The sequence below is a fragment of the Hymenobacter gummosus genome (assembly GCF_003970915.1).
In the GTDB taxonomy this organism is placed as follows: Bacteria; Bacteroidota; Bacteroidia; order Cytophagales; family Hymenobacteraceae; genus Solirubrum; species Solirubrum gummosum.
On record NZ_RXOF01000009.1, the window covers coordinates 195685 to 212724 of the forward strand.

The following is a 17040-nucleotide window of genomic DNA, read 5'->3' on the forward strand; positions in this document are numbered from 1 at the left end:
ATCTTGTTTTTAGCGGATAGATTTGTATTCCGTTAAGACCAGTTGCCCGCATGAGTCGGTTTCCGGAAGAAGTTTGGCACCTCTTGCGCGAGGCTGGTTGGTACGAAGGCCGCAGCCTCAACGCCAGCTCCCTGGCCCTGGCCAACGCCGCGGCGGGTTTTCCTTGGTCGGCCGCGGCTGACGACTTCCTGCGCGAATTTGGCGGCCTGCTGCTGCGCTTTCTGCGGCTCGACGGCAGCATCAGCAACCTCAACCTGAACGTGCCCGCGGCCCTGGCTAACCCGCGGCTGGTGCAGGGGCGGCAGGAGCTATACCAGCGCCTCGGCCCGGCTACCCTGACTGTCATCGGCATAGCCTACGACGAAGACCTGCTGCTGCTGATGGACGAGCGGGGCCGCGTCTACGGCAGTGGCTGCGACGACTGCCTGTACTTAGTCGGCCCCGACGGGCCCGCCGCCATTGCCGCCGTTTGCCTGGATATGCCGTTTCAGCAGCTCTGAGCCAGGCGTTTCAGCGCTGGTTGGGTCAGAGTTTAGTCCAGCCGCTTCTCGTAGCAGAAGAACCGCAGGCCGGGCCGGAAAGCCAGCGTGATTTCGCCCGCAAACCGGTAGCCCAGCTTCGGAAACAGCCGCTGGGTGGCCTGGTTCTCGGAGTTGGTATCGACGCGCAGGGAGCAAAGGCCCCGCGCCCGCGCCAGCTGCTCGGCCTGCTCCAGCAGGGCTGCCGCCACGCCCCGGCCCTGCACCCGCGGGTCGACGGCCAGGCGGTGCGTGACGATGGCGGTTTCAGTGGCGTCCCAGTCGGCCTGGGCATACTCGGCGTCCTGGTCGGTGGTGAGGGCGGCCAGCCCGGCCACGGCGCCGTCCGCCTCGGCCACCCAGAGCTGCTGCCGGGCAATATCTTGGGCAAATACCTGCTCGTTGGGGTAGTCGGCTTCCCACTGAAAATTGCCGGCGGCCTGCATCAGCGGCACCACCCGGCGCACGATGTCCATGATGGCGGGTAAGTCAGCAGTGGTAGCCGGGCGCACGAGAAGCATAGCAGAAGCGGGAAAGATGAAGCGCAAAGCTACTCCGCCAGCACTTGCTCGGGCGCGGGCGTTTCGGTGGGGCGCCGCAGGTGCGCCGAGCTGCTGAGTGAGCGGGCCGCCAACCAGGCGCTGATGACGGTGAGCACCGCCGCCAGCAGAAACGGCGCGCCGGGGAAGTACACCGGGGCCTTGGGACCGGTAAAGTAGGAAAACAGGTTGGTCATCAGCGGCGGGCCCACGATGGAGGTGGCGCTGACCAGGCTGGTGAGGCCGCCCTGCAGCTCGCCCTGCTCGTTGGCCGGCACCTGGGCCGAAATCAGCCCCTGAATGGCCGGCCCGGCAATGCCGCCCAGGCAGTAGGGCACCGAAAACAGGAACATCAGCCAGCCCTGGTTGGCGAATGCGAATAGCAGAAAGCCCAGGGCGTAGAGCAGCATGCCCACGTACACCGAGCGTTCCGAGCCCAGGCGCGGGTTGATGTAGCGAATCAGCAGGCCCTGCACCACGGCCACCAGCGCCCCAATGACGGCCAGGGAGCGGCCCACCCAGGCCTCGTTCCAGTGGAATTTCTCCATGGTGTAGTACGACCAAGTGCTCTGCGTGGCGTGGGCCGCCACGTAGATGAAAATCAGGGAGCCGACCAGCCCGAAAATAACCGGGTAGCGCTGCAGCTGCCGCAGGGAGCCCACCGGGTTGGCCCGCCGCAGTTCGAAGGGCCGGCGGTGCGCCGCGTCCAGCGACTCGGGCAGCACGAAGAAGCCGTACAGCCAGTTGACGAAGGTGAGCAGCGCCGCTACCATAAACGGCACCCGCGGCGCCCAGCGGGTCACGTCCAGCGCGGTGCCCGTCAGCTGCCCGGCCCAGCCCAGCAGCTGCGGCGCCCAGCCCGCCAGCTCCCCGCCAATGGCCGGCCCGATGATGAAGCCTAGGCCAAACGCCGCGCCCACCATGCCGAAGTTCTGGGCCCGTTTCTCGGGCGGGCTCACGTCGGCAATGTAGGCGGTGGCGGTGGTCATGCTGGCCCCGGTGATGCCCGCCAGCAGCCGGCCCACAAACAGCCAGGCCATGGTGGGCGCAAACACCAGCAGCAGGTAATCGAGCCCGAAGCCGAACAGGGAGAACAGCAGCACCGGCCGGCGGCCGTACCGGTCACTGAGGTTGCCGAGCACCGGCGAAAACAGGAACTGCATCACCGCGAAGGCAAATACCAGCCAGCCGCCGTAGCGGGCCGCGTCGCTGATGGTGCCGCCGGTCAGCTGCCGTATCAGATCGGGCACTACCGGGATGATGATACCAAACCCGATGACGTCGATGAGCAGGGTGACGAAGATGAAGCCCAGGTCGGCCTGGCGGGGTTCTTTGCTCATAGCTCAGAAAGGGTTAGGGCACGGGTCGGCAAGTAAATACTAATAATTTTATAAAGCAATTTGCTAATAAAATTAGTTGTCGCCGCCGCTCGCCCGCTGCTCCTGCAGCCAGGCCAGGGCGGTGGCTTCGTCGGTGAAGCGCTGCATGAGGGCCGCGCGGCCCTCGAAGTACACCAGCGGCGGAATCTGCTTGTCGGCGGGCACGGCGTCGGTGAGCTGCACGGGCGCGACGAGGTAGGCCAGGTAGGCGCGGCCGCCCAGGTGCTGGCCCAGGCGCGGCACGAAATCGTTGAGCAGCCAGGGCGTAATGGCCACTTCGATGTTGAGGCGGCGGCGGGCATCGAGCAGCCAGTAGCGGCAGCCCCGGGCCACGGCCTCTTCCAGCAGGGCGGGGTAGCTGGCGTACAGCTCGCCCTCACTGACGATTCGCTGCCAGCGGCCCACCAGTAAGTCAAGCTCGGGGCGGTAGGAAATCTGCAGAAAGTCGGGGAGGGGCATGGCGGGCAATAATCAGGGCCTAAAAATACGGGCGTCGACGGGGGCAGGTGCCAAAATCCGCGGGCTTTCCCAAAGTGGGGCGATAGGGGTGTTGGTTTTGGCCGGCCCAGGACGCTATTTGCCGTCCTATTCCTGCAAACACACCTTCCCGAACAATGCTACAAGGATTGCGCACCATCGTTTACCCCGTCCGCGACCTGGCCCGTGCCCGGCAGTGGTACACCCAGGTACTGGGCCAGCCGCCCTACTTCGACGAACCGTTTTACGTGGGCTTCAGCGTGGGGGGCTACGAGCTGGGCCTCGACCCGAACGGACCCGCCGCCGGAGCGGGCGGCCCCGTCACCTACTGGGGCGTGGCCGACGCCGCCAGTGCCTATATCCGCCTGCTGGAGCTAGGCGCCCAGCCCCACGAAGCCGTGCACGATGTGGGCGGCGGTATCCTGCTCGGCTCCGTGCACGACCCGTTTGGCAATGCCTTTGGCATCATCCAGAACCCGCATTTTCAGCTGCCGGCCTGATCGAGTAGCAAGCTGACGAGCCTTCGGCCGCTGCACCAAATGCAGCGGCCGTTTTTTATGGCCGGTAACCGGGTTGCCGACCGCAAATCTTCTTCGGTCGCGGGAGCCTTTCGGGCGTCTGACTGTTAGCTGTATAGCAGCGCTTAGCGGACGAGTCGGCTCCTGCTAAGGGTCGTGTCTACTGCCAGACTGGCGCTTTAGCTCCGCCCGGAAACGGCTGTATTCGGCCAATTTGGCAAGCTGGATTGTCTGGGACTACTCAATTCGGGTTGGTACAGCGTTTGCAATTAGCCCCGTGCAAGACAGATTGAGGACCAACACCATGAAGCTCATAAGCCAAGAATTCCTGCACAACATCGCCCCGCAACTCGACCTGCTGAATACGCTGGGCGGGGGCGTGGCGCAGCCGCAGGTGCGCGTGCACAAGCGCGAACAGGGCGTGGTCATCCGGGTGTCGGCGCCCAGCGTGCGGCCCGAGACTTTCCACGTCGTATTGAACAACAACCGTCTGGACGTATTCGCCGAATACCGTCACGCGGCCGAGGATAAGCTGGTGGCTCCGCTGTTCGTGCAGAGCTTCGAGCTGCCCGAAGAGCTGGACGTGACGCGCATCGACGCCGTGCACGAAAACGACGAGCTGCGGGTGCGTATTCCGTACCAGGACCCCAGCAACCGCCAGCGCGAAATCAACATCCGCCGCCGCTAGGATTCCCGGGCTTCGGCCCCTTTTCATACATAACGTCGGGACCGACCGATACCTGTCATGGTTTCACCGCCACTGTGCCCCCGCGCAGTGGCTTTTTTGTTTAAATGGCTAAATGGTTCGATGGCTAAATGGCTGGTCGTTCAAGAACAATCAACCATTTAGCAATCCAGCCATTTAGCCATTCCTTCAATCAAACAACGGCCAGAGCAGCAGGAACATGACTACCAACGACAGGAGAAACCAGCGCATAATCTGGCCGCGGTAGTGGCGGGGCAGCTGGTTGCTGAGCGTCAATAGAGCTACCACCACCAGCGTCAGGTGGCCCAGCAGGAACACGGTCGTTTTCACCCAGTTGCGCACGATGGTGTTTTCGGGCTGCATCTGGTTTTGCTCGCCCAGGCCGGAGGTAAGCCAGCTGAGCAGGAAATACGCCACCGTTTCGAAGACGATAAAGCCGGCGAGGCCGAGCAGGAAAACCCGGGGACCAGAAGGTTCGGTGCGGACGTCGGCCATAGCAGCAAGGATTAGCAGCGGCAAAATACCGGTTTGTGGGCAACGGTCGGCAGCCTTGAGTATCAAAGAGCTGCGACCCGGCGCGGCTGGTGCCGTGGGTAGCGGGGCAAACGGCTACTGGCACTGGGCAGGGTAGGGCCACGCGTCCGGCGGCTAATGGCGCGGCGCGGTGGGCACGAGTTAGGTGACGGCGGGCGTTATCTTCGCTGTTCGACCACTCTTCCAGCTTGCGTATGGCCCGCGTCCGCCGAGTTTCTGCTGCTCCCGCTGCCCGGCGTCCGGCGCCGCGGCGCCGGACGCCGGGCAGCGGGGCGCGCGCAGTGCTGTGGCTGCTGTTGCTGACGCTGGTGGGCGGGGCAGTGTTTTACGGCTACTACCGCCGGCAAATCAACCGCTACGCCCGGCGGACCTGGGCCGCTTACGTGGCCCCGCGCCTGACGGGCCGCGAGAAAACGCCGCTGCTCGACGGCTACACCGTGCACGGCATCGACGTGTCGTCGTACCAGGGCAGCATCGACTGGGAAGAGGTGGCGCGGCACCGGGTGCGCTTTGCCTTCATCAAGGCCACGGAGGGCGTGAGCCTGCGCGACAAGCGGTTCGGCCGCAACTGGCGCGGGGCCAAGCGGGCCGGCATCTGCCGCGGGGCCTACCACTTCTTTCAGCCCAACTACGACGGCACCGAGCAGGCCAACCTGTTTGTGCGCACCGCCGACATCGGCCCCGGCGACCTGCCGCCGGTGCTCGACGTGGAAGCGCCCGAGTTTCACGACGTGGCCGTGATGCGCCAGCACATCCGCACCTGGCTGCGGCTGGTGGAGCGGCACTACGGCGTGCGGCCCATTCTGTACTCCAACTACAGCTTCTACCGCCGCTACCTGGCCGGGCACTTCGACAAGTACCCGCTCTGGCTGGCCCACTACGAGGTGGAGCGCCCCACGCTGCCCCGCGACAAGTGGATTATCTGGCAGCACTCCGACGAGGCCTACGTGCCCGGTATCCGCGGGGCGGTGGATTTCAACGTATACCAGGGCAATCTGCAACAGCTGTTGGCGCTGCGGATTCCGCCCGCGGCTGCCAAAGCCCCCAAACAGCCCTAACCCGCTGCCTATGCCCCAGACGCTTTTTCGCCGCTTGCTGACCACTACCGCTTGGCGCGGGCTGCTGCTCGGCCTGAGCACCGCTGGCCTGGCCGCCTGCGCCGGCGGGGCCTACACCGAAACCGGCAAGGCCTCGTACTACGCCGACAAATTCAACGGCCGCAAAACCGCTAGCGGCGTGCCCTACCGGCCCGGCCTGCGCACCGCCGCCCACAACACCCTGCCCTTTGGCACAGTGGTGCGCGTGACCAACACCACCAACGGCCGCTCGGTGAAAGTGACGGTGAATGACCGCGGCCCGCACGTGAAAGGCCGCATCATCGACCTCTCCAAGAAAGCCGCCCGCAAAATCGGCGTCGACAAGGCCGGCGTGGCGCCCGTCAAAATCAAGGTGGTCCGCAAAGGGGCGGGCCGCTGATGCACTTCAATTCTGCCCTCCCATGCGCATCCGCAAAAAAGTAAAATGGACGCTCCCGCCGGCCACCACCAGCCGGTTTGTCACGCTGGGCCAGTTCGTGAAAGCCGCCGAGCAGCAGCACTGGTCCGAAACCGAAATTCAGTTCGTCATCGACGAGGTGGTGGAAGCCAAGGACGACGAGGAAGCCCGCCTCATCCTGCAGGATTACACGGGGTAAATTGTTAAATGGCTGAATGGTTAACTGGTTGATTATTCTTGAACGACCAGCCAGTTAGCCATCGAACCATCAAGCCATTTAAAACAAAAAGCCCGCGGCGTACGGCCGCGGGCTTTTTCATTGGCGCAGAAAGCGGGGCAACCCGGCGGCTGCCACCCTTTACTACCGGCCTTTCTTCTTGTTTTTGCCTTTGGGGTCCATCTTGGCGGCTTTGGCCAGGCTGTCCTGCTCGGCCTTCATGCGGGCGGTCATCAGGCGGCCGCTCGGCGACATATAGTCGCCGTTCTGCAGCTGGGCGGTGGTGCCGTCGGCCATGATAACCACGCCGTCGGGCTGCACTTTCACGCCGCTGGGCAGGGTGGCCAGGGCCGTGACGGGCATGGTGTGGCCGTTCTCGGTGTGCATCACTTTGCCATCCGTCATCATGAAACCATCCTTTACGCCGGCATTGCGCATCACGGGGCGCTGGGGCGCTACTGCCTTACGCGGGGCGGGGCGCGTTTGGGCTTGGGCGGCCACGCCCAGAGTGAGCAGGCCGAGGGTCAGAAGAGTCGAGAAAAACTTCATGGGAGAATGGTGAGTAAAAAGGGTAAGTGAGGAAAGATACGGCAAAGGTGGAATATCGGTCGAATGCAACCGACTGCCGCTGCGCCGCACTTGGCAAGAAACGGACCAATCCTCGATTTCGTTCATCAACCCGCCGCAAAAACATGACTACCAAAGCCTCAGACGACATTTATCACCAATTCAAGAACGACGTGAACATGACCGCGTCGGAGCTGGAGAAATGGCTAAAGACGGAAGAATCCAAATCCGTCGGGCAGGATAGCGGCGACGGGGAAAGCATCGGCCACCAGTCGGGCCGCCGCATCATCGATATTCTGCACAAGAAAAAAGCCGATATCAGCGCCGCCGACGAAGAGCACATGCACAAGGTGCACAGCTACGTGAGCCGCCACTCCGCCCAGGGCCCGCACGATAAGAAGGACGTGGAAACCTCGCGCTGGCGCTACTCGCTGATGAACTGGGGCCACGACCCGCTGAAGAAATGAATGGCTGAATGGCCGAATGGTTAAATGGTTGATTGTTCTTACTTGCACCAGGCAGAAGGGCCAGCCATTTAGCCATTCCGCCATTTGACAATTCGCCCAATGGACTACAAAGACTATTACAAGATTCTGGGGGTGGACAAGACGGCCACCAAGGACCAGATCAAGAAGGCTTACCGCAAGCTGGCCCGGCAGTATCACCCCGACGTGAACCCCAACGACGCGGAGGCGGAGCGCAAGTTCAAGGAAGTGAACGAGGCCAACGAGGTGCTCAGCGACGACGAGAAGCGCCAGAAGTACGACCAGCTCGGCGCCGACTGGCAGCGCTACCAGCAGGCCGGCGGCCGCGGCGGTTTCGGCGGGCAGGGCGGCTTCGACTGGTCGCAGTACGCCGGGCAGGGTGGCCGCGGCGGTTTCGAGGGCTTTGGCGGCGGAGGCTTCGGCGACGCCGACTTTTCCGACTTCTTCAGCTCCATCTTCGGGGGCATGGGCGGCCCGGGCGGCGGCGCCCGCAGCAGCCGGCCCGCCGCCGGCCAGGACTACCAGGCCGACATGGAGCTGACGCTGGAGGAAGCCTACCACGGCGGGCCGCGCACCGTCAACGTCAACGGCAAAAGCCTGCGCCTGACCATCAAGCCGGGCGTGGAGGACGGGCAGACCATCCGGCTGCGCGACCAGGGCGCCCCCGGCCGCAACGGCGGGCCCAACGGCTCCTTGCTCATCACCTTCCGCCTGCGCCCCGACGGCCGCTACGTGCGCACCGGCTCCGACCTGACCATGGACGTGCCCGTGAGCCTGTTCAAGGCCTTGCTGGGCGGCGAGCAGGTGGTCGAGACGCTGGGCGGGCCGGTGCGCATCAAGCTCAAGCCCGAAACGGCCAACAACACCCGCCTGCGCCTGCGCGGCAAAGGCTTCCCGGTGTACGGGCAGCCCGGCCAGCATGGCGACCTGTACCTGCGCCTGCAGGTGGAGCTGCCCCAGCACCTGACCGACAAAGAGAAAGACCTGCTGCGCCAACTGGCCGAGCTGCGTGGCGAAACCGTAGCCGCGCCTTCCGCCTAACAACCCGCTGCCACAACCATGCCCCACTACATCACGCTCACTTTCCGCGACTGCGCCGCCACCTACGGCCTGAGCGAAGCCGCCCTGCACGAGCTGGCCGACCTGGGCTGGCTGCGCCTCAGTGCCGAAGCCCAGCAGCCCGAGCCGCTCATCGAGGACGAAGCCGACCACCTGGCCCGCCTCGCCCGCCTGCACCACGAGCTGCACCTCGCCCCCGAAGGCATCGACTTGATTCTGACCATGCGCCGCCGCGTGCAGCAACTGCAGTACGAGCTGACGCGCCAGGCCGCCCGCGCCGCTCAGCTCGAAGCCTGGATTCGGCGCCACCCGGCCACGGACGCGGAATAAGGAGAAGATGGATTTCGACGATTCGAATGATTTCGAGCTGGACGAGCCCCGGCGGCTGCGCGAAGCGTCCTTGCGGGCCGCGGCCCGCAGCCTCACCATACTCACCCAGGCCCTGGTGGTCAGTATCACCGACGACGAACTGCTGCTCGGGCCCTTGATGCTGGAAAACGCCTATATCGCCGAAGCCAAGCTGCGCGGCGCGCGGGCCTTCACCAACTATGGCCAACTCATGGAACAGGCCGTGCTGGTAAAGCTGGCCGTGCAGAGCCTGCAGGCCCAAACCGCTGTACTGCGCGAATTGGAGGCCGCCCAGCCGGAGCACATTCGGGCCATACGCGACGAAATAGAGCAGTTCCGGCAGCAGTTTGCCGACTGGGTTAGGGGCTTCGACCCCGCTACCAACGACTACGACGACGGCTGGGGCCTGTTTCCACCCCTGATTCCGCCGGCTAAAGAGTAGGGTAAGAGGGTATGGGGGTAGGAGGGTGTGAGTTGTCAGAACGATAACTCACACCCTCTTACCCTAAGGCTAATGTCCGTTCACCAGCAGGGCCAGACCGGCGCCCAGGATGGTAGCCAGCAGCTTGCGCACGTTAATCTTGTGCTCGGGGCTGACTTCGAACAGAATGGTGGTGGACACGTGCAGGAAGTTGCCGCTCACCAGGCCCAGTAGCGCCGGGTACCAGCCGCCGTGTTGCTCCGGGTTGACGCCGGTGTAGTGGCTGGCCAGCACGCCCAACGGGGCGGCGGCGGCGAAGAGCGTCAGCCAGGGCAGTGCCTTGTTGAAGGAGCCGAGGCGCGTCACCAGCACGGCCACCAGCGCAAAGGCAGCCGGAATGTGGTGCAGGGCCACGCCCGTCAGCACCGCGTAGAAACCGCCGGGCACCTCGCCGTGCGGGTTCTGCACCAGGATGCTGCCCTCCAGGAAAGCGTGCAGCGTGAGGGAGCCCAGCAGCAGAAAGGGCACGCCCGCGTGGGCGTGCTCGGCGTGCACGTGCTGGTGGCCGTGCTCCACGCCCTGCGAAAACAGCTCCAGCACCAGTTGCCCGAAAAAGCCCGCCAGCACGAAGTACCCCACGCGGTGCGCCGAGGTATCCAGCGCCAGCGCCTCGGGCAGCAGGTGGGTAAGCGTGAGCGTGACCAGGTAGGCCCCGCTGAAGGCCAGCAGGGGCCGCAGCCAGGTGGTATGGGCCGTCGGGACGAAGCGGGTGAGCCAGCCGGCCCCCAGCACCGCCCCAAACAGCAGCAGTAGAGCTACGAGCATGGGACTACAAACCCGGCCGGCCCCGTTTAGGTTTGGGCCGGCGGCGGGCTTATTTCTTGAGGATAAAAATCATGCGGGGGCTTTCCTCCTCCACGTACGGGCGCAGGTCGTAGTCGCCCAGCACCTCGCCCAGCCGCAGCCCGGCCAGGTAGAAGTACTCCCGAAACCGCTCTATGCTCAGGGCGCGCACCCGTTCCTGAAAATGCTGCGCCTGCCCCTCCCGGTCCACAAACCGAATGTCCTTCACGACGAAGTCCCGGTCGAGGTGACGGTGCAGCTCAAAGGTGATGCCGTCGACCTCCTTGGTTTCGTGCGCCACCAGCTCCCCGATGGTCCGGTCGGTGTTCATGAAGTCGATAACCAGCTTGCCCCCGTACTGCAGCGCGTCGGCGGCGTTGCGCAGGGCTACCACGTTTTCGGCTTCTTCGTCGAAGTAGCCGAAGGAAGTGAACAGGTTCAGGATGAAGTCGAACCGGCCGTAGGGCAGCGGGGCGCGCATGTCGTGCACGTGGAAGTGCAGCCGCTCGTTTTCGTGCTGCCGGGCCGCGTCGATGCTTTCCGGCGACAAGTCGATGCCCGTCACGTCGAAGCCCTGCGCGTTCAGGTAAATGGCGTGGCGGCCCCGGCCGCAGGCCAGGTCCAGCAGCCGCTCCTTGGGCTTGGGGTGCAGGCGACGCAGCAGGTTGTCGAGGAAGAAGCGCGCCTCGTCCTGGTCGCGGTTGTGGTAGAGCAGGTGGTAGTACGGCGAATCGAACCACGTACTAAACCATTCCGGCGAGTGAGCGGAAGACGGCAGCATAGGTTTGGCGGGGCAACAGGCGTAGTAGGGGCGGGGCAGAACCGCAAGTAAGCAGAAAACCACCGTCGGCCCCCACACCTGACGCGGGCGCCCCGGCGCAGCGGCTGGCTGGGGGCCAGCCCCGTGCCGGGGCGCGCGGGCAGCTGAGAAACCGGTCGGCCCGGTGCCTACTCGTGCGTTTTGCCGTCGTGGTCGTTGTTCAGGTCGTGCTGGGTGGCGCCTTCAGCGGCGGCTTCCTCCGCGTTGGCCGAGGTCGACTGCTCCGCCGACGGCTTGTCGGGTTGGCCTTCGGCGGCCTTGAAGGTCTGCGGCACGGCGTGGTTCTGGCTGGCGGGCTCGGCTACCGCGCCGCCTTTGTGCTGGCTGGGCGCGTCGGTGGCCAGGTCGAAGTTGTCCGACTCGCGGGTGCCGGGCGGCACCGAGTCCACGGATACTTTCTTGTCGTCGCGCCAGTCGGAGGGCTCGGCGCTGCACGAGGCCAGGGCCAGCGTAGCCACGGCGGCCAGGCCCAGAACGAGTTTGTTGGAGGTCATATCAGGAAAGCGAAGAAGTTTCTCGAATGCGAAGTACGGACAAAACCGCGGTTTAGGCGGCCTTGGGCGCGTCATTGGTCCCGGCAGCGGCGGCTGGCAGCAGGTTTTTGCGGCGCAGCAGGTTCTCGAACATGGTTAAGTCCTTGGGCGCGTTGAAGATGCGCGTGGGCACGTGGATGAACACCGGCACCCACATCAGCTTGCTCAGCCACAGGCGCCAGGTGGGCAGCTGCCCGGTCAGGTCGGGCTGGCGCATGTCGAGGAAGTAGGCGTCCTTGTCGCGGCGCACCCGCTCGATGTGGCTCCACTCCATGCCGCGGGGCTGGTCCTTCTCGTTGGCGCGCATCAGGATGTAGCGCGGGTCGAATTCGTAGCTCACGCGCTCAAACAGCACCTTCGACTCGCCCATCTGCGTGACGCCCGTTACCTGGGCCGAGCGCAGCAGCACGAACAGCAGGGCCACCACGAAGGCCCCCGCAATCCACCACCACGAAAAGCTGATCAGCGCCGGCAACGACAGTACCACCAGCGGAATCAGGGCCTGCCACCAGTCGCGCTTCCAGATTTGCGTCAGCGCCATGCGGGTGTAGGTGTCCTTGTCGAGCTGGTACTTCTTGGTGCGCACGGCCAGCGGCGAAGGCTGCGGCTGCTGGACGAACTGACGACCCGCGCCACCGCGGGAAATGGGAGGTTGCATGGTGGTTATGAATGGCTAAATGGCTTAACTGTTAAATGGCTGGTCGTTCAAGCGTCAGAACAATCAACCATTTAGCCATTTGGCAATTTGACAATCTTAAAACGCTTTCAGGCTCAAATCCAGAATGTTGGCGGAGTGCGTGAGGGCGCCGACGGAAATGTAGTCGACGCCGGTTTCGGCTACTTCGCGGATGGTGTGCTCGGTGATGCCGCCCGACGCCTCGGCGGGGAAGCGCCCGTCGATGATGGTCAGGGCCTCGCGCATGGTGTCGGGCTTCATGTTGTCGAGCATGATGCGGTCCACGCCGCCGGCCTCCGCCGCCTGCCGGACTTCCTCCAGCGTGCGGGTTTCGATGACGATGGGCAACTGCCGCCCGAGCTGCTGCAGGTACCGCTGCGTGGCCTCGATGGCGGGCTTGATGCCGCCGGCGTAGTCCACGTGGTTGTCCTTGAGCATGATCATGTCGAACAGGCCGAAGCGGTGGTTCACGCCGCCGCCGATGAGCACGGCCCACTTCTCGCAGAGGCGGAAATTGGGCGTGGTCTTGCGGGTGTCGAGCAGCTTGGCCCGGGTGCCGGTCAGCAGGTTGGTCAGGTTGGCCGTTTTGGTGGCAATGCCGCTCATGCGCTGCATGCAGTTGAGCACCAGGCGCTCGGCCGTGAGGATGCTGCGGGCTGGGCCTTCCACCGTCAGGGCCACGTCGCCGTGCTTCACGCGGCTGCCGTCGGGCAGCAGCACCGTCACCGTCAAGGCCGGATCGACCTGGTGAAAAATCAGCTCGGCCAGCTGCACGCCGGCCAGCACGCCCTCATCTTTTACCAGCAGGCGGGCCTGCTTGCGGGCCTCGGCGGGCACGCCGGCCAGGGACGAATGGTCGCCGTCGCCCACGTCTTCGGCCAGAGCTGCTTGGATAAAGCCCTGCAGGGCTTCGGGCGTCAGGTACGGGGCGGGAAAGGACGAATTTTGCACGGGTGCAAAAATAGGAAAAGGCCCCGACTTAAAGTCGGGACCTAGACCGAAGGAAGGAGGCGGAAACAAAAGAAAAAGTAGCGGTTCAGCTCATCTACTCGTGGTTAAAATCGATGGTGTCGATCTGCTGACCGCCCTGCACGGGCTTCAGCTTGATGTAGACGCGGTAGCTGCCGCTCTTGCCGGCGTAGCGCCCGATGGCATACTTGATGCCGCCGGTGGAGGAGCCCTGGTGCACCAGCTCGAAGGTGGCGGGGGAGTTCTTGGCGAAGAAATCCTTCAGCACAAACTCGGCCTGGGTAGCGCTGTAGCTCTGCTTTTCGCCGTCGAAGCCAATCTCCACCGCACCGCCAAAGTACTGGGAGACAGCCCGGGACGAGCCGTTTTGCATGGCCGAGCGCACCGCCGCGAACGGGTCGCTTTGGGCATGGACCGCCGGGGCCAGCAGGGCCAGGCTCAGCACGGTCAGCGCTCGGAGTAATAATCGTTTCATGGGTACGCGGGGTTGCAGCGGGCGTGTAGCCAAAATTATGCCAATCCAGTACGGAAAGCCCGCGGCGGCGGTTCGGAGCCAACGCGTCCAAAATAGTAAATCAGGGCCGGTTTCGCAGCACGCTAGCCCCTATCTTTGCGAGCATGAATAAACCGGTACTGTTGGTAATCCTTGATGGGTGGGGTTTGGGCACCAACCCGGCCGTGTCGGCCATTGCCGCCGCCAAGACTCCCTTCGTGGATTCGCTTTTCCAGCGCTTCCCGAACAGCCGCCTGCAGGCTTCGGGCGAAGCCGTGGGCCTGCCCGACGGGCAGATGGGCAACTCCGAGGTTGGCCACATGAACCTGGGCGCCGGCCGCGTGGTGTACCAGGATCTGGTGCGCATCAACAAGGCCGTGCGGGAGCGGAAGCTCGGCACCGTGCCCGCGCTCAAGCAGGCCTTTGAGTACCTGCGCCAGAACCCGGACAAGAACCTGCACCTGATGGGCCTGCTTTCGGACGGCGGCGTGCACTCCCACATCGAGCACCTGAAGGCCCTGTGCACCCTGGCCCACGACGAGGACGTGCACCGCGTATTCATCCACGCCTTCACCGACGGCCGCGACACCGACCCCAAGGCCGGCGTGCGCTACGTCAACGACCTGGAGCAGCACCTGCAGCACGGGGCCAGCGGCAAGATTGCCTCCATCGTGGGGCGCTACTACGCCATGGACCGCGACAACCGCTGGGAGCGGGTGCAGGTGGCCTACGACTTGCTGGTCAACGGCAAGGGGCAGCGCTGCACCAACCTCATCGGGGCCATGCTGGACTCCTATAAGGCCGGCGTGACCGACGAATTCCTCAAGCCGCTGGTGAAAACCGGCTCCGACGACCAGCCGCTGGCTACCATCAAGGACGGCGACGTGGTCATCTGCTTTAACTTCCGCACCGACCGCGGCCGCGAAATCACGCAGGCGCTGACCCAGCAGGACTTCCATGCCTTTAATATGCACCGGCTGAACCTGCACTACCTCACCATGACCAACTACGACGCGACGTTCGTGGGGGTGCAGCCGATTTTCGACAAGGACAACCTGGAGCACACGCTCGGGCAGGTGCTGGCCGAAAACGGGAAAAAGCAGATACGTATTGCCGAAACCGAGAAGTACCCGCACGTGACGTTCTTCTTCTCGGGCGGCCGCGAAGCCGAGTTCGAGGGCGAAAAACGCATCCTGCGCAACTCACCCAAGGTGGCCACCTACGATTTGCAGCCCGAAATGAGTGCCTACGAGCTGCGCGACGCGCTGGTGCCCGAGCTGCAGCAGCGCACGGCCGACTTCGTGGTGCTGAACTTCGCCAACCCCGACATGGTGGGCCACACCGGCGTGTTTGAGGCCGCCGTGAAGGCCGTGGAAGCCGTGGACGAGTGCGCCAACGCCGTGGTTTCGGCGGCGCTGGAAGCGGGTTACGCCAGCATCATCATTGCCGACCACGGCAACGCCGACATCATGGTAAACGAGGACGGCACGCCCAACACGGCCCATACCACCAACCTGGTGCCCTGCATCCTGGCCGACAACGACTACCAGGGCAAGCTGGCCGACGGTAAGCTGGGCGACATTGCCCCCACCGTGCTGGCCTTGATGGGCATTCCGCAGCCCGCCGAAATGACCGGCGAATCCCTGCTGCGCCCCGCCAATGCGTAAGCTCGCCGGGCTCCGGCTCCACGCAGCGGCGCTGATTCTGCTCCTCGGGGGCGGAGTTGGCGCCGCTTGCTCGTCGGGCGACGCCGGGGAGCGGCCCGCCCGGCGCCCGGCCGGCTACTTCGACGCGCCCGCCCTGCTCGACGCGCAGGTGCGGCAGCTAGAGCAGCAGCGCCCGGTGCTGGAAAAGCAGGTGCGCCTGCGCGACGGGAAGCAGGAAACGGTGCGCCTCTCCCTGCCCGATTGGGCCGACGAGCTGCAGCTGTTCTACCAGGCCGACATCAACAAGCCCGCCCTGCGCGGCGCTTACGAGGTGCAGACCACCGACTCGGCCGGCCTGACGCGCCGCGTGTACCGCCGCCACACTGAGGTAGACCACCCCGTGACGGAGCTGACCGTGCTGCAAAGCGGCCCGACGGTGCGGGAGCTGCGCGCTACCGTAGACCAAGCCAATCCGCTGTTCTTCTCCGGCAAGCGCCTGCACCTGCGCTTCGGCCCCGATGGCGCGCTGAGCAGCTACGAAGTGCTGGGCCGGCAGAAGCTGGTGGGCTTCGATACCACGCGCTACGTGGCGCGCGGGCGGGTAGTGCGGTAAACCCGCCCTCAACGGCCGCTGCGGTGCTCCAGCAACTCCTGACCGGGGCGTATTCCGTCCTTAGTTACTACCTGCTGCTGCTGGGGCTGCTTGGTTTGTATGCGTGGCGGCGCCCCGCGTCCGGCCGTCGGCTGCTGAGCGGCCTCAATCTGCTGACGGCTGCGGCCGGGCTGCTGAGCCTGGTAAGCTGGGGGTATGAGCTGTGGAGTGGCTGGCACGGTCAGGATGAGTTTGAGCAGTACGCCCTCCTCAACCGGGCGACCGGGCCTTATTGGTGGGCCTACTGGGGGATGCTGCTGCCCTACCTCGGCAGCCAAGGCTTCTGGTGGCCTGGGCCGCGCCGCAGTTGGTGCTGGTCGGTGGGCTACGCGCTGGGGGGGCTGCTGCTGCCGGTGCTGGAACGGCTGCTCGTGGTGCTGACGGGCATGCACCGGGACTACCTGCCGTCCAGCTGGGCTATGTTCACGCCCGGCATGTCGCTGCAGTGGGCTTTGGGCCTGCTGGCCTTGGGGCTACTGCTGGGGCTGCGGCCGTGGCGGCGCCAAACGCCCTGATGCGACGCTAATCCCAATAAGGCTCCAGCTTGATAGACTTGATGGAGTCGGCGGCGAAGGTGACCAGGATGGATTCCATGCCTTCTTCCGCATCGAAGAGCCGCAGGCCGTTGGGGCAGCACGTGGGTTTCGCCTGCTCCCGGGCGGCGCGGACCCGGCTGGCAAGCCGTCGGGCATACGGCGGCGCAAAGTCGGTGAGGTAACCAGCCGTCAATAAATCCTTGCCGGGCGCCCGGTACAAGGTGAAGCGGTTGGGCCCGTGCGCCAACTCCACCAGCGTATCAACCTGGGTTTCGTCGTGGTGGTTGACGGTAGGACGGCGGCTGATGATGCGGGCCCCTTGCTGCACCAGAGCGGCCACGCTCAGCGGCTGACCGGTGGCGTGCCGGAAATAAGCGTAAAACGATACCTCCTCCGGGGCTACCTCGACGGTATCCGGGCCGGGCGGGGTGGCCGGGGGGCGGACGGCCGGCGGTGCAGGTGCTACCCGGGCTGTATCGGGACGGGCGCGGCCTTGCTTACCGGCCTCGTCAGCCGACGATTGGCAGGCTGCGCAGGTGCCGCCTACCGCTGCTAGTAGGCAACTCAGGCGGACGAATTGCTGGTAAATCGAGGACATAGTGGCTGCGTA

General features: G+C 64.8%; 25 protein-coding genes. 13 read left to right on the forward strand and 12 right to left on the reverse strand.

Annotated elements, in window-relative coordinates:
* Window positions 1-50: 50 nt before the first annotated feature.
* Entirely contained in the window at window positions 51-500 is a 450-nt protein-coding gene (locus EJV47_RS16450) for an SUKH-3 domain-containing protein (RefSeq protein WP_126694266.1), read from the forward strand.
* A gap of 32 nt (window positions 501-532) precedes the next feature.
* Here the strand turns inward: EJV47_RS16450 and EJV47_RS16455 are convergent, their stop codons facing one another.
* From EJV47_RS16455 to EJV47_RS16465, 3 genes are all read right to left on the reverse strand, one after another.
* Entirely contained in the window at window positions 533-1039 is a 507-nt protein-coding gene (locus tag EJV47_RS16455; protein WP_126694267.1) for a GNAT family N-acetyltransferase, read from the reverse strand.
* Between the two features lie 29 nt (window positions 1040-1068).
* Window positions 1069-2397 (reverse strand): TCR/Tet family MFS transporter, encoded by a 1329-nt coding sequence (locus EJV47_RS16460; protein WP_126694268.1) that lies wholly within the window; start codon window positions 2395-2397, stop codon window positions 1069-1071.
* A 72-nt stretch (window positions 2398-2469) separates the two neighbouring features.
* On the reverse strand, window positions 2470-2895 hold the full coding sequence (locus EJV47_RS16465) for a hypothetical protein (RefSeq protein WP_126694269.1): 426 nt from the start codon (window positions 2893-2895) through the stop codon (window positions 2470-2472).
* Window positions 2896-3050: 155 nt separating this feature from the next.
* Here EJV47_RS16465 and EJV47_RS16470 point away from each other — a divergent pair, with 155 nt between their 5' ends.
* Both EJV47_RS16470 and EJV47_RS16475 read left to right on the forward strand, forming a co-directional pair.
* Window positions 3051-3413, forward strand: coding sequence for a VOC family protein (locus EJV47_RS16470; RefSeq protein WP_126694270.1), 363 nt, complete (start codon window positions 3051-3053; stop codon window positions 3411-3413).
* 322 nt (window positions 3414-3735) lie between these two features.
* On the forward strand, window positions 3736-4119 hold the full coding sequence (locus tag EJV47_RS16475) for an Hsp20/alpha crystallin family protein (RefSeq protein ID WP_126694271.1): 384 nt from the start codon (window positions 3736-3738) through the stop codon (window positions 4117-4119).
* Window positions 4120-4305: 186 nt separating this feature from the next.
* Here EJV47_RS16475 and EJV47_RS16480 read toward each other — a convergent pair whose 3' ends face one another.
* Complete coding sequence (locus tag EJV47_RS16480; RefSeq protein ID WP_126694272.1) at window positions 4306-4632, reverse strand: hypothetical protein; 327 nt, start codon at window positions 4630-4632, stop codon at window positions 4306-4308.
* 233 nt (window positions 4633-4865) lie between these two features.
* On the opposite strand from EJV47_RS16480, the gene EJV47_RS16485 reads away from it, so the two are divergent.
* Genes EJV47_RS16485 through EJV47_RS16495 form a run of 3 tightly spaced genes read left to right on the forward strand, consistent with a single transcriptional unit; the run spans window position 4866 to window position 6364 of the window.
* Complete coding sequence (locus EJV47_RS16485) at window positions 4866-5729, forward strand: glycoside hydrolase family 25 protein (RefSeq protein WP_126694273.1); 864 nt, start codon at window positions 4866-4868, stop codon at window positions 5727-5729.
* A 10-nt stretch (window positions 5730-5739) separates the two neighbouring features.
* A complete protein-coding gene (locus EJV47_RS16490) occupies window positions 5740-6147 on the forward strand; it encodes a septal ring lytic transglycosylase RlpA family protein (RefSeq protein ID WP_126694274.1) in 408 nt (135 codons plus the stop codon).
* Between the two features lie 22 nt (window positions 6148-6169).
* Window positions 6170-6364: a hypothetical protein gene (locus tag EJV47_RS16495; RefSeq protein WP_126694275.1), complete on the forward strand. Its 195-nt coding sequence runs from the start codon at window positions 6170-6172 to the stop codon at window positions 6362-6364.
* A gap of 162 nt (window positions 6365-6526) precedes the next feature.
* Here the strand turns inward: EJV47_RS16495 and EJV47_RS16500 are convergent, their stop codons facing one another.
* Window positions 6527-6931: a DUF6799 domain-containing protein gene (locus tag EJV47_RS16500; RefSeq protein WP_126694276.1), complete on the reverse strand. Its 405-nt coding sequence runs from the start codon at window positions 6929-6931 to the stop codon at window positions 6527-6529.
* A gap of 143 nt (window positions 6932-7074) precedes the next feature.
* On the opposite strand from EJV47_RS16500, the gene EJV47_RS16505 reads away from it, so the two are divergent.
* The 4 genes from EJV47_RS16505 to EJV47_RS16520 all read left to right on the forward strand — a co-directional run bounded on the left by EJV47_RS16505 (window position 7075) and on the right by EJV47_RS16520 (window position 9283).
* Window positions 7075-7416: a DUF3140 domain-containing protein gene (locus EJV47_RS16505; RefSeq protein ID WP_126694277.1), complete on the forward strand. Its 342-nt coding sequence runs from the start codon at window positions 7075-7077 to the stop codon at window positions 7414-7416.
* 99 nt (window positions 7417-7515) lie between these two features.
* Entirely contained in the window at window positions 7516-8475 is a 960-nt protein-coding gene (locus tag EJV47_RS16510; protein WP_126694278.1) for a DnaJ C-terminal domain-containing protein, read from the forward strand.
* 18 nt (window positions 8476-8493) lie between these two features.
* Window positions 8494-8823 carry a chaperone modulator CbpM gene (locus EJV47_RS16515; RefSeq protein ID WP_126694279.1) on the forward strand — a complete coding sequence of 110 codons (330 nt, stop codon included), beginning with the start codon at window positions 8494-8496 and terminating at the stop codon, window positions 8821-8823.
* Between the two features lie 7 nt (window positions 8824-8830).
* Entirely contained in the window at window positions 8831-9283 is a 453-nt protein-coding gene (locus EJV47_RS16520) for a hypothetical protein (protein WP_126694280.1), read from the forward strand.
* Window positions 9284-9352: 69 nt separating this feature from the next.
* Here the strand turns inward: EJV47_RS16520 and EJV47_RS16525 are convergent, their stop codons facing one another.
* The 6 genes from EJV47_RS16525 to EJV47_RS16550 all read right to left on the reverse strand — a co-directional run bounded on the left by EJV47_RS16525 (window position 9353) and on the right by EJV47_RS16550 (window position 13578).
* A complete protein-coding gene (locus tag EJV47_RS16525) occupies window positions 9353-10087 on the reverse strand; it encodes a ZIP family metal transporter (protein WP_126694281.1) in 735 nt (244 codons plus the stop codon).
* A gap of 49 nt (window positions 10088-10136) precedes the next feature.
* A complete protein-coding gene (locus EJV47_RS16530; RefSeq protein WP_126694282.1) occupies window positions 10137-10886 on the reverse strand; it encodes a class I SAM-dependent methyltransferase in 750 nt (249 codons plus the stop codon).
* A gap of 167 nt (window positions 10887-11053) precedes the next feature.
* Window positions 11054-11419: a hypothetical protein gene (locus EJV47_RS16535; RefSeq protein ID WP_126694283.1), complete on the reverse strand. Its 366-nt coding sequence runs from the start codon at window positions 11417-11419 to the stop codon at window positions 11054-11056.
* 52 nt (window positions 11420-11471) lie between these two features.
* A complete protein-coding gene (locus EJV47_RS16540) occupies window positions 11472-12116 on the reverse strand; it encodes a hypothetical protein (RefSeq protein ID WP_126694284.1) in 645 nt (214 codons plus the stop codon).
* Window positions 12117-12212: 96 nt separating this feature from the next.
* Entirely contained in the window at window positions 12213-13085 is an 873-nt protein-coding gene (gene nadC / locus EJV47_RS16545; protein WP_126694285.1) for a carboxylating nicotinate-nucleotide diphosphorylase, read from the reverse strand.
* 94 nt (window positions 13086-13179) lie between these two features.
* A complete protein-coding gene (locus EJV47_RS16550; RefSeq protein WP_126694286.1) occupies window positions 13180-13578 on the reverse strand; it encodes a DUF4783 domain-containing protein in 399 nt (132 codons plus the stop codon).
* Between the two features lie 143 nt (window positions 13579-13721).
* Between EJV47_RS16550 and gpmI the strand changes: the two genes are divergently transcribed.
* From gpmI to EJV47_RS16565, 3 genes are read left to right on the forward strand one after another with little or no spacing between them, the layout of a single operon-like run.
* Window positions 13722-15263 carry a 2,3-bisphosphoglycerate-independent phosphoglycerate mutase gene (gene gpmI / locus EJV47_RS16555; RefSeq protein WP_126694287.1) on the forward strand — a complete coding sequence of 514 codons (1542 nt, stop codon included), beginning with the start codon at window positions 13722-13724 and terminating at the stop codon, window positions 15261-15263.
* The gene (locus EJV47_RS16560) at window positions 15256-15855 is read left to right on the forward strand and encodes a hypothetical protein (protein ID WP_126694288.1); all 600 of its coding nucleotides are present in this window, start codon (window positions 15256-15258) and stop codon (window positions 15853-15855) included. Before gpmI ends, EJV47_RS16560 begins: the two co-directional genes overlap by 8 nt.
* A gap of 23 nt (window positions 15856-15878) precedes the next feature.
* Window positions 15879-16409: a hypothetical protein gene (locus EJV47_RS16565; protein ID WP_126694289.1), complete on the forward strand. Its 531-nt coding sequence runs from the start codon at window positions 15879-15881 to the stop codon at window positions 16407-16409.
* Between the two features lie 7 nt (window positions 16410-16416).
* Here the strand turns inward: EJV47_RS16565 and EJV47_RS16570 are convergent, their stop codons facing one another.
* Window positions 16417-17028: a hypothetical protein gene (locus EJV47_RS16570; RefSeq protein WP_126694290.1), complete on the reverse strand. Its 612-nt coding sequence runs from the start codon at window positions 17026-17028 to the stop codon at window positions 16417-16419.
* Window positions 17029-17040 lie beyond the last annotated feature (12 nt).

Excerpts from the sequence above, each read along its gene's own strand:
- EJV47_RS16505 (WP_126694277.1), top strand. The coding sequence starts at position 7,075 with ATGACTACCAAAGCCTCAGACGACATTTATCACCAATTCAAGAACGAC.
- EJV47_RS16465 (WP_126694269.1), bottom strand. The coding sequence starts at position 2,895 with ATGCCCCTCCCCGACTTTCTGCAGATTTCCTACCGCCCCGAGCTTGAC.
- EJV47_RS16475 (WP_126694271.1), top strand. The coding sequence starts at position 3,736 with ATGAAGCTCATAAGCCAAGAATTCCTGCACAACATCGCCCCGCAACTC.
- EJV47_RS16455 (WP_126694267.1), bottom strand. The coding sequence starts at position 1,039 with ATGCTTCTCGTGCGCCCGGCTACCACTGCTGACTTACCCGCCATCATG.
- EJV47_RS16480 (WP_126694272.1), bottom strand. The coding sequence starts at position 4,632 with ATGGCCGACGTCCGCACCGAACCTTCTGGTCCCCGGGTTTTCCTGCTC.
- EJV47_RS16490 (WP_126694274.1), top strand. The coding sequence starts at position 5,740 with ATGCCCCAGACGCTTTTTCGCCGCTTGCTGACCACTACCGCTTGGCGC.
- EJV47_RS16450 (WP_126694266.1), top strand. The coding sequence starts at position 51 with ATGAGTCGGTTTCCGGAAGAAGTTTGGCACCTCTTGCGCGAGGCTGGT.
- EJV47_RS16515 (WP_126694279.1), top strand. The coding sequence starts at position 8,494 with ATGCCCCACTACATCACGCTCACTTTCCGCGACTGCGCCGCCACCTAC.
- EJV47_RS16510 (WP_126694278.1), top strand. The coding sequence starts at position 7,516 with ATGGACTACAAAGACTATTACAAGATTCTGGGGGTGGACAAGACGGCC.
- EJV47_RS16485 (WP_126694273.1), top strand. The coding sequence starts at position 4,866 with ATGGCCCGCGTCCGCCGAGTTTCTGCTGCTCCCGCTGCCCGGCGTCCG.
- EJV47_RS16540 (WP_126694284.1), bottom strand. The coding sequence starts at position 12,116 with ATGCAACCTCCCATTTCCCGCGGTGGCGCGGGTCGTCAGTTCGTCCAG.
- EJV47_RS16570 (WP_126694290.1), bottom strand. The coding sequence starts at position 17,028 with ATGTCCTCGATTTACCAGCAATTCGTCCGCCTGAGTTGCCTACTAGCA.
- EJV47_RS16530 (WP_126694282.1), bottom strand. The coding sequence starts at position 10,886 with ATGCTGCCGTCTTCCGCTCACTCGCCGGAATGGTTTAGTACGTGGTTC.
- EJV47_RS16535 (WP_126694283.1), bottom strand. The coding sequence starts at position 11,419 with ATGACCTCCAACAAACTCGTTCTGGGCCTGGCCGCCGTGGCTACGCTG.
- EJV47_RS16560 (WP_126694288.1), top strand. The coding sequence starts at position 15,256 with ATGCGTAAGCTCGCCGGGCTCCGGCTCCACGCAGCGGCGCTGATTCTG.
- EJV47_RS16495 (WP_126694275.1), top strand. The coding sequence starts at position 6,170 with ATGCGCATCCGCAAAAAAGTAAAATGGACGCTCCCGCCGGCCACCACC.
- EJV47_RS16525 (WP_126694281.1), bottom strand. The coding sequence starts at position 10,087 with ATGCTCGTAGCTCTACTGCTGCTGTTTGGGGCGGTGCTGGGGGCCGGC.
- EJV47_RS16550 (WP_126694286.1), bottom strand. The coding sequence starts at position 13,578 with ATGAAACGATTATTACTCCGAGCGCTGACCGTGCTGAGCCTGGCCCTG.
- EJV47_RS16470 (WP_126694270.1), top strand. The coding sequence starts at position 3,051 with ATGCTACAAGGATTGCGCACCATCGTTTACCCCGTCCGCGACCTGGCC.
- gpmI (WP_126694287.1), top strand. The coding sequence starts at position 13,722 with ATGAATAAACCGGTACTGTTGGTAATCCTTGATGGGTGGGGTTTGGGC.
- EJV47_RS16500 (WP_126694276.1), bottom strand. The coding sequence starts at position 6,931 with ATGAAGTTTTTCTCGACTCTTCTGACCCTCGGCCTGCTCACTCTGGGC.
- EJV47_RS16460 (WP_126694268.1), bottom strand. The coding sequence starts at position 2,397 with ATGAGCAAAGAACCCCGCCAGGCCGACCTGGGCTTCATCTTCGTCACC.
- EJV47_RS16520 (WP_126694280.1), top strand. The coding sequence starts at position 8,831 with ATGGATTTCGACGATTCGAATGATTTCGAGCTGGACGAGCCCCGGCGG.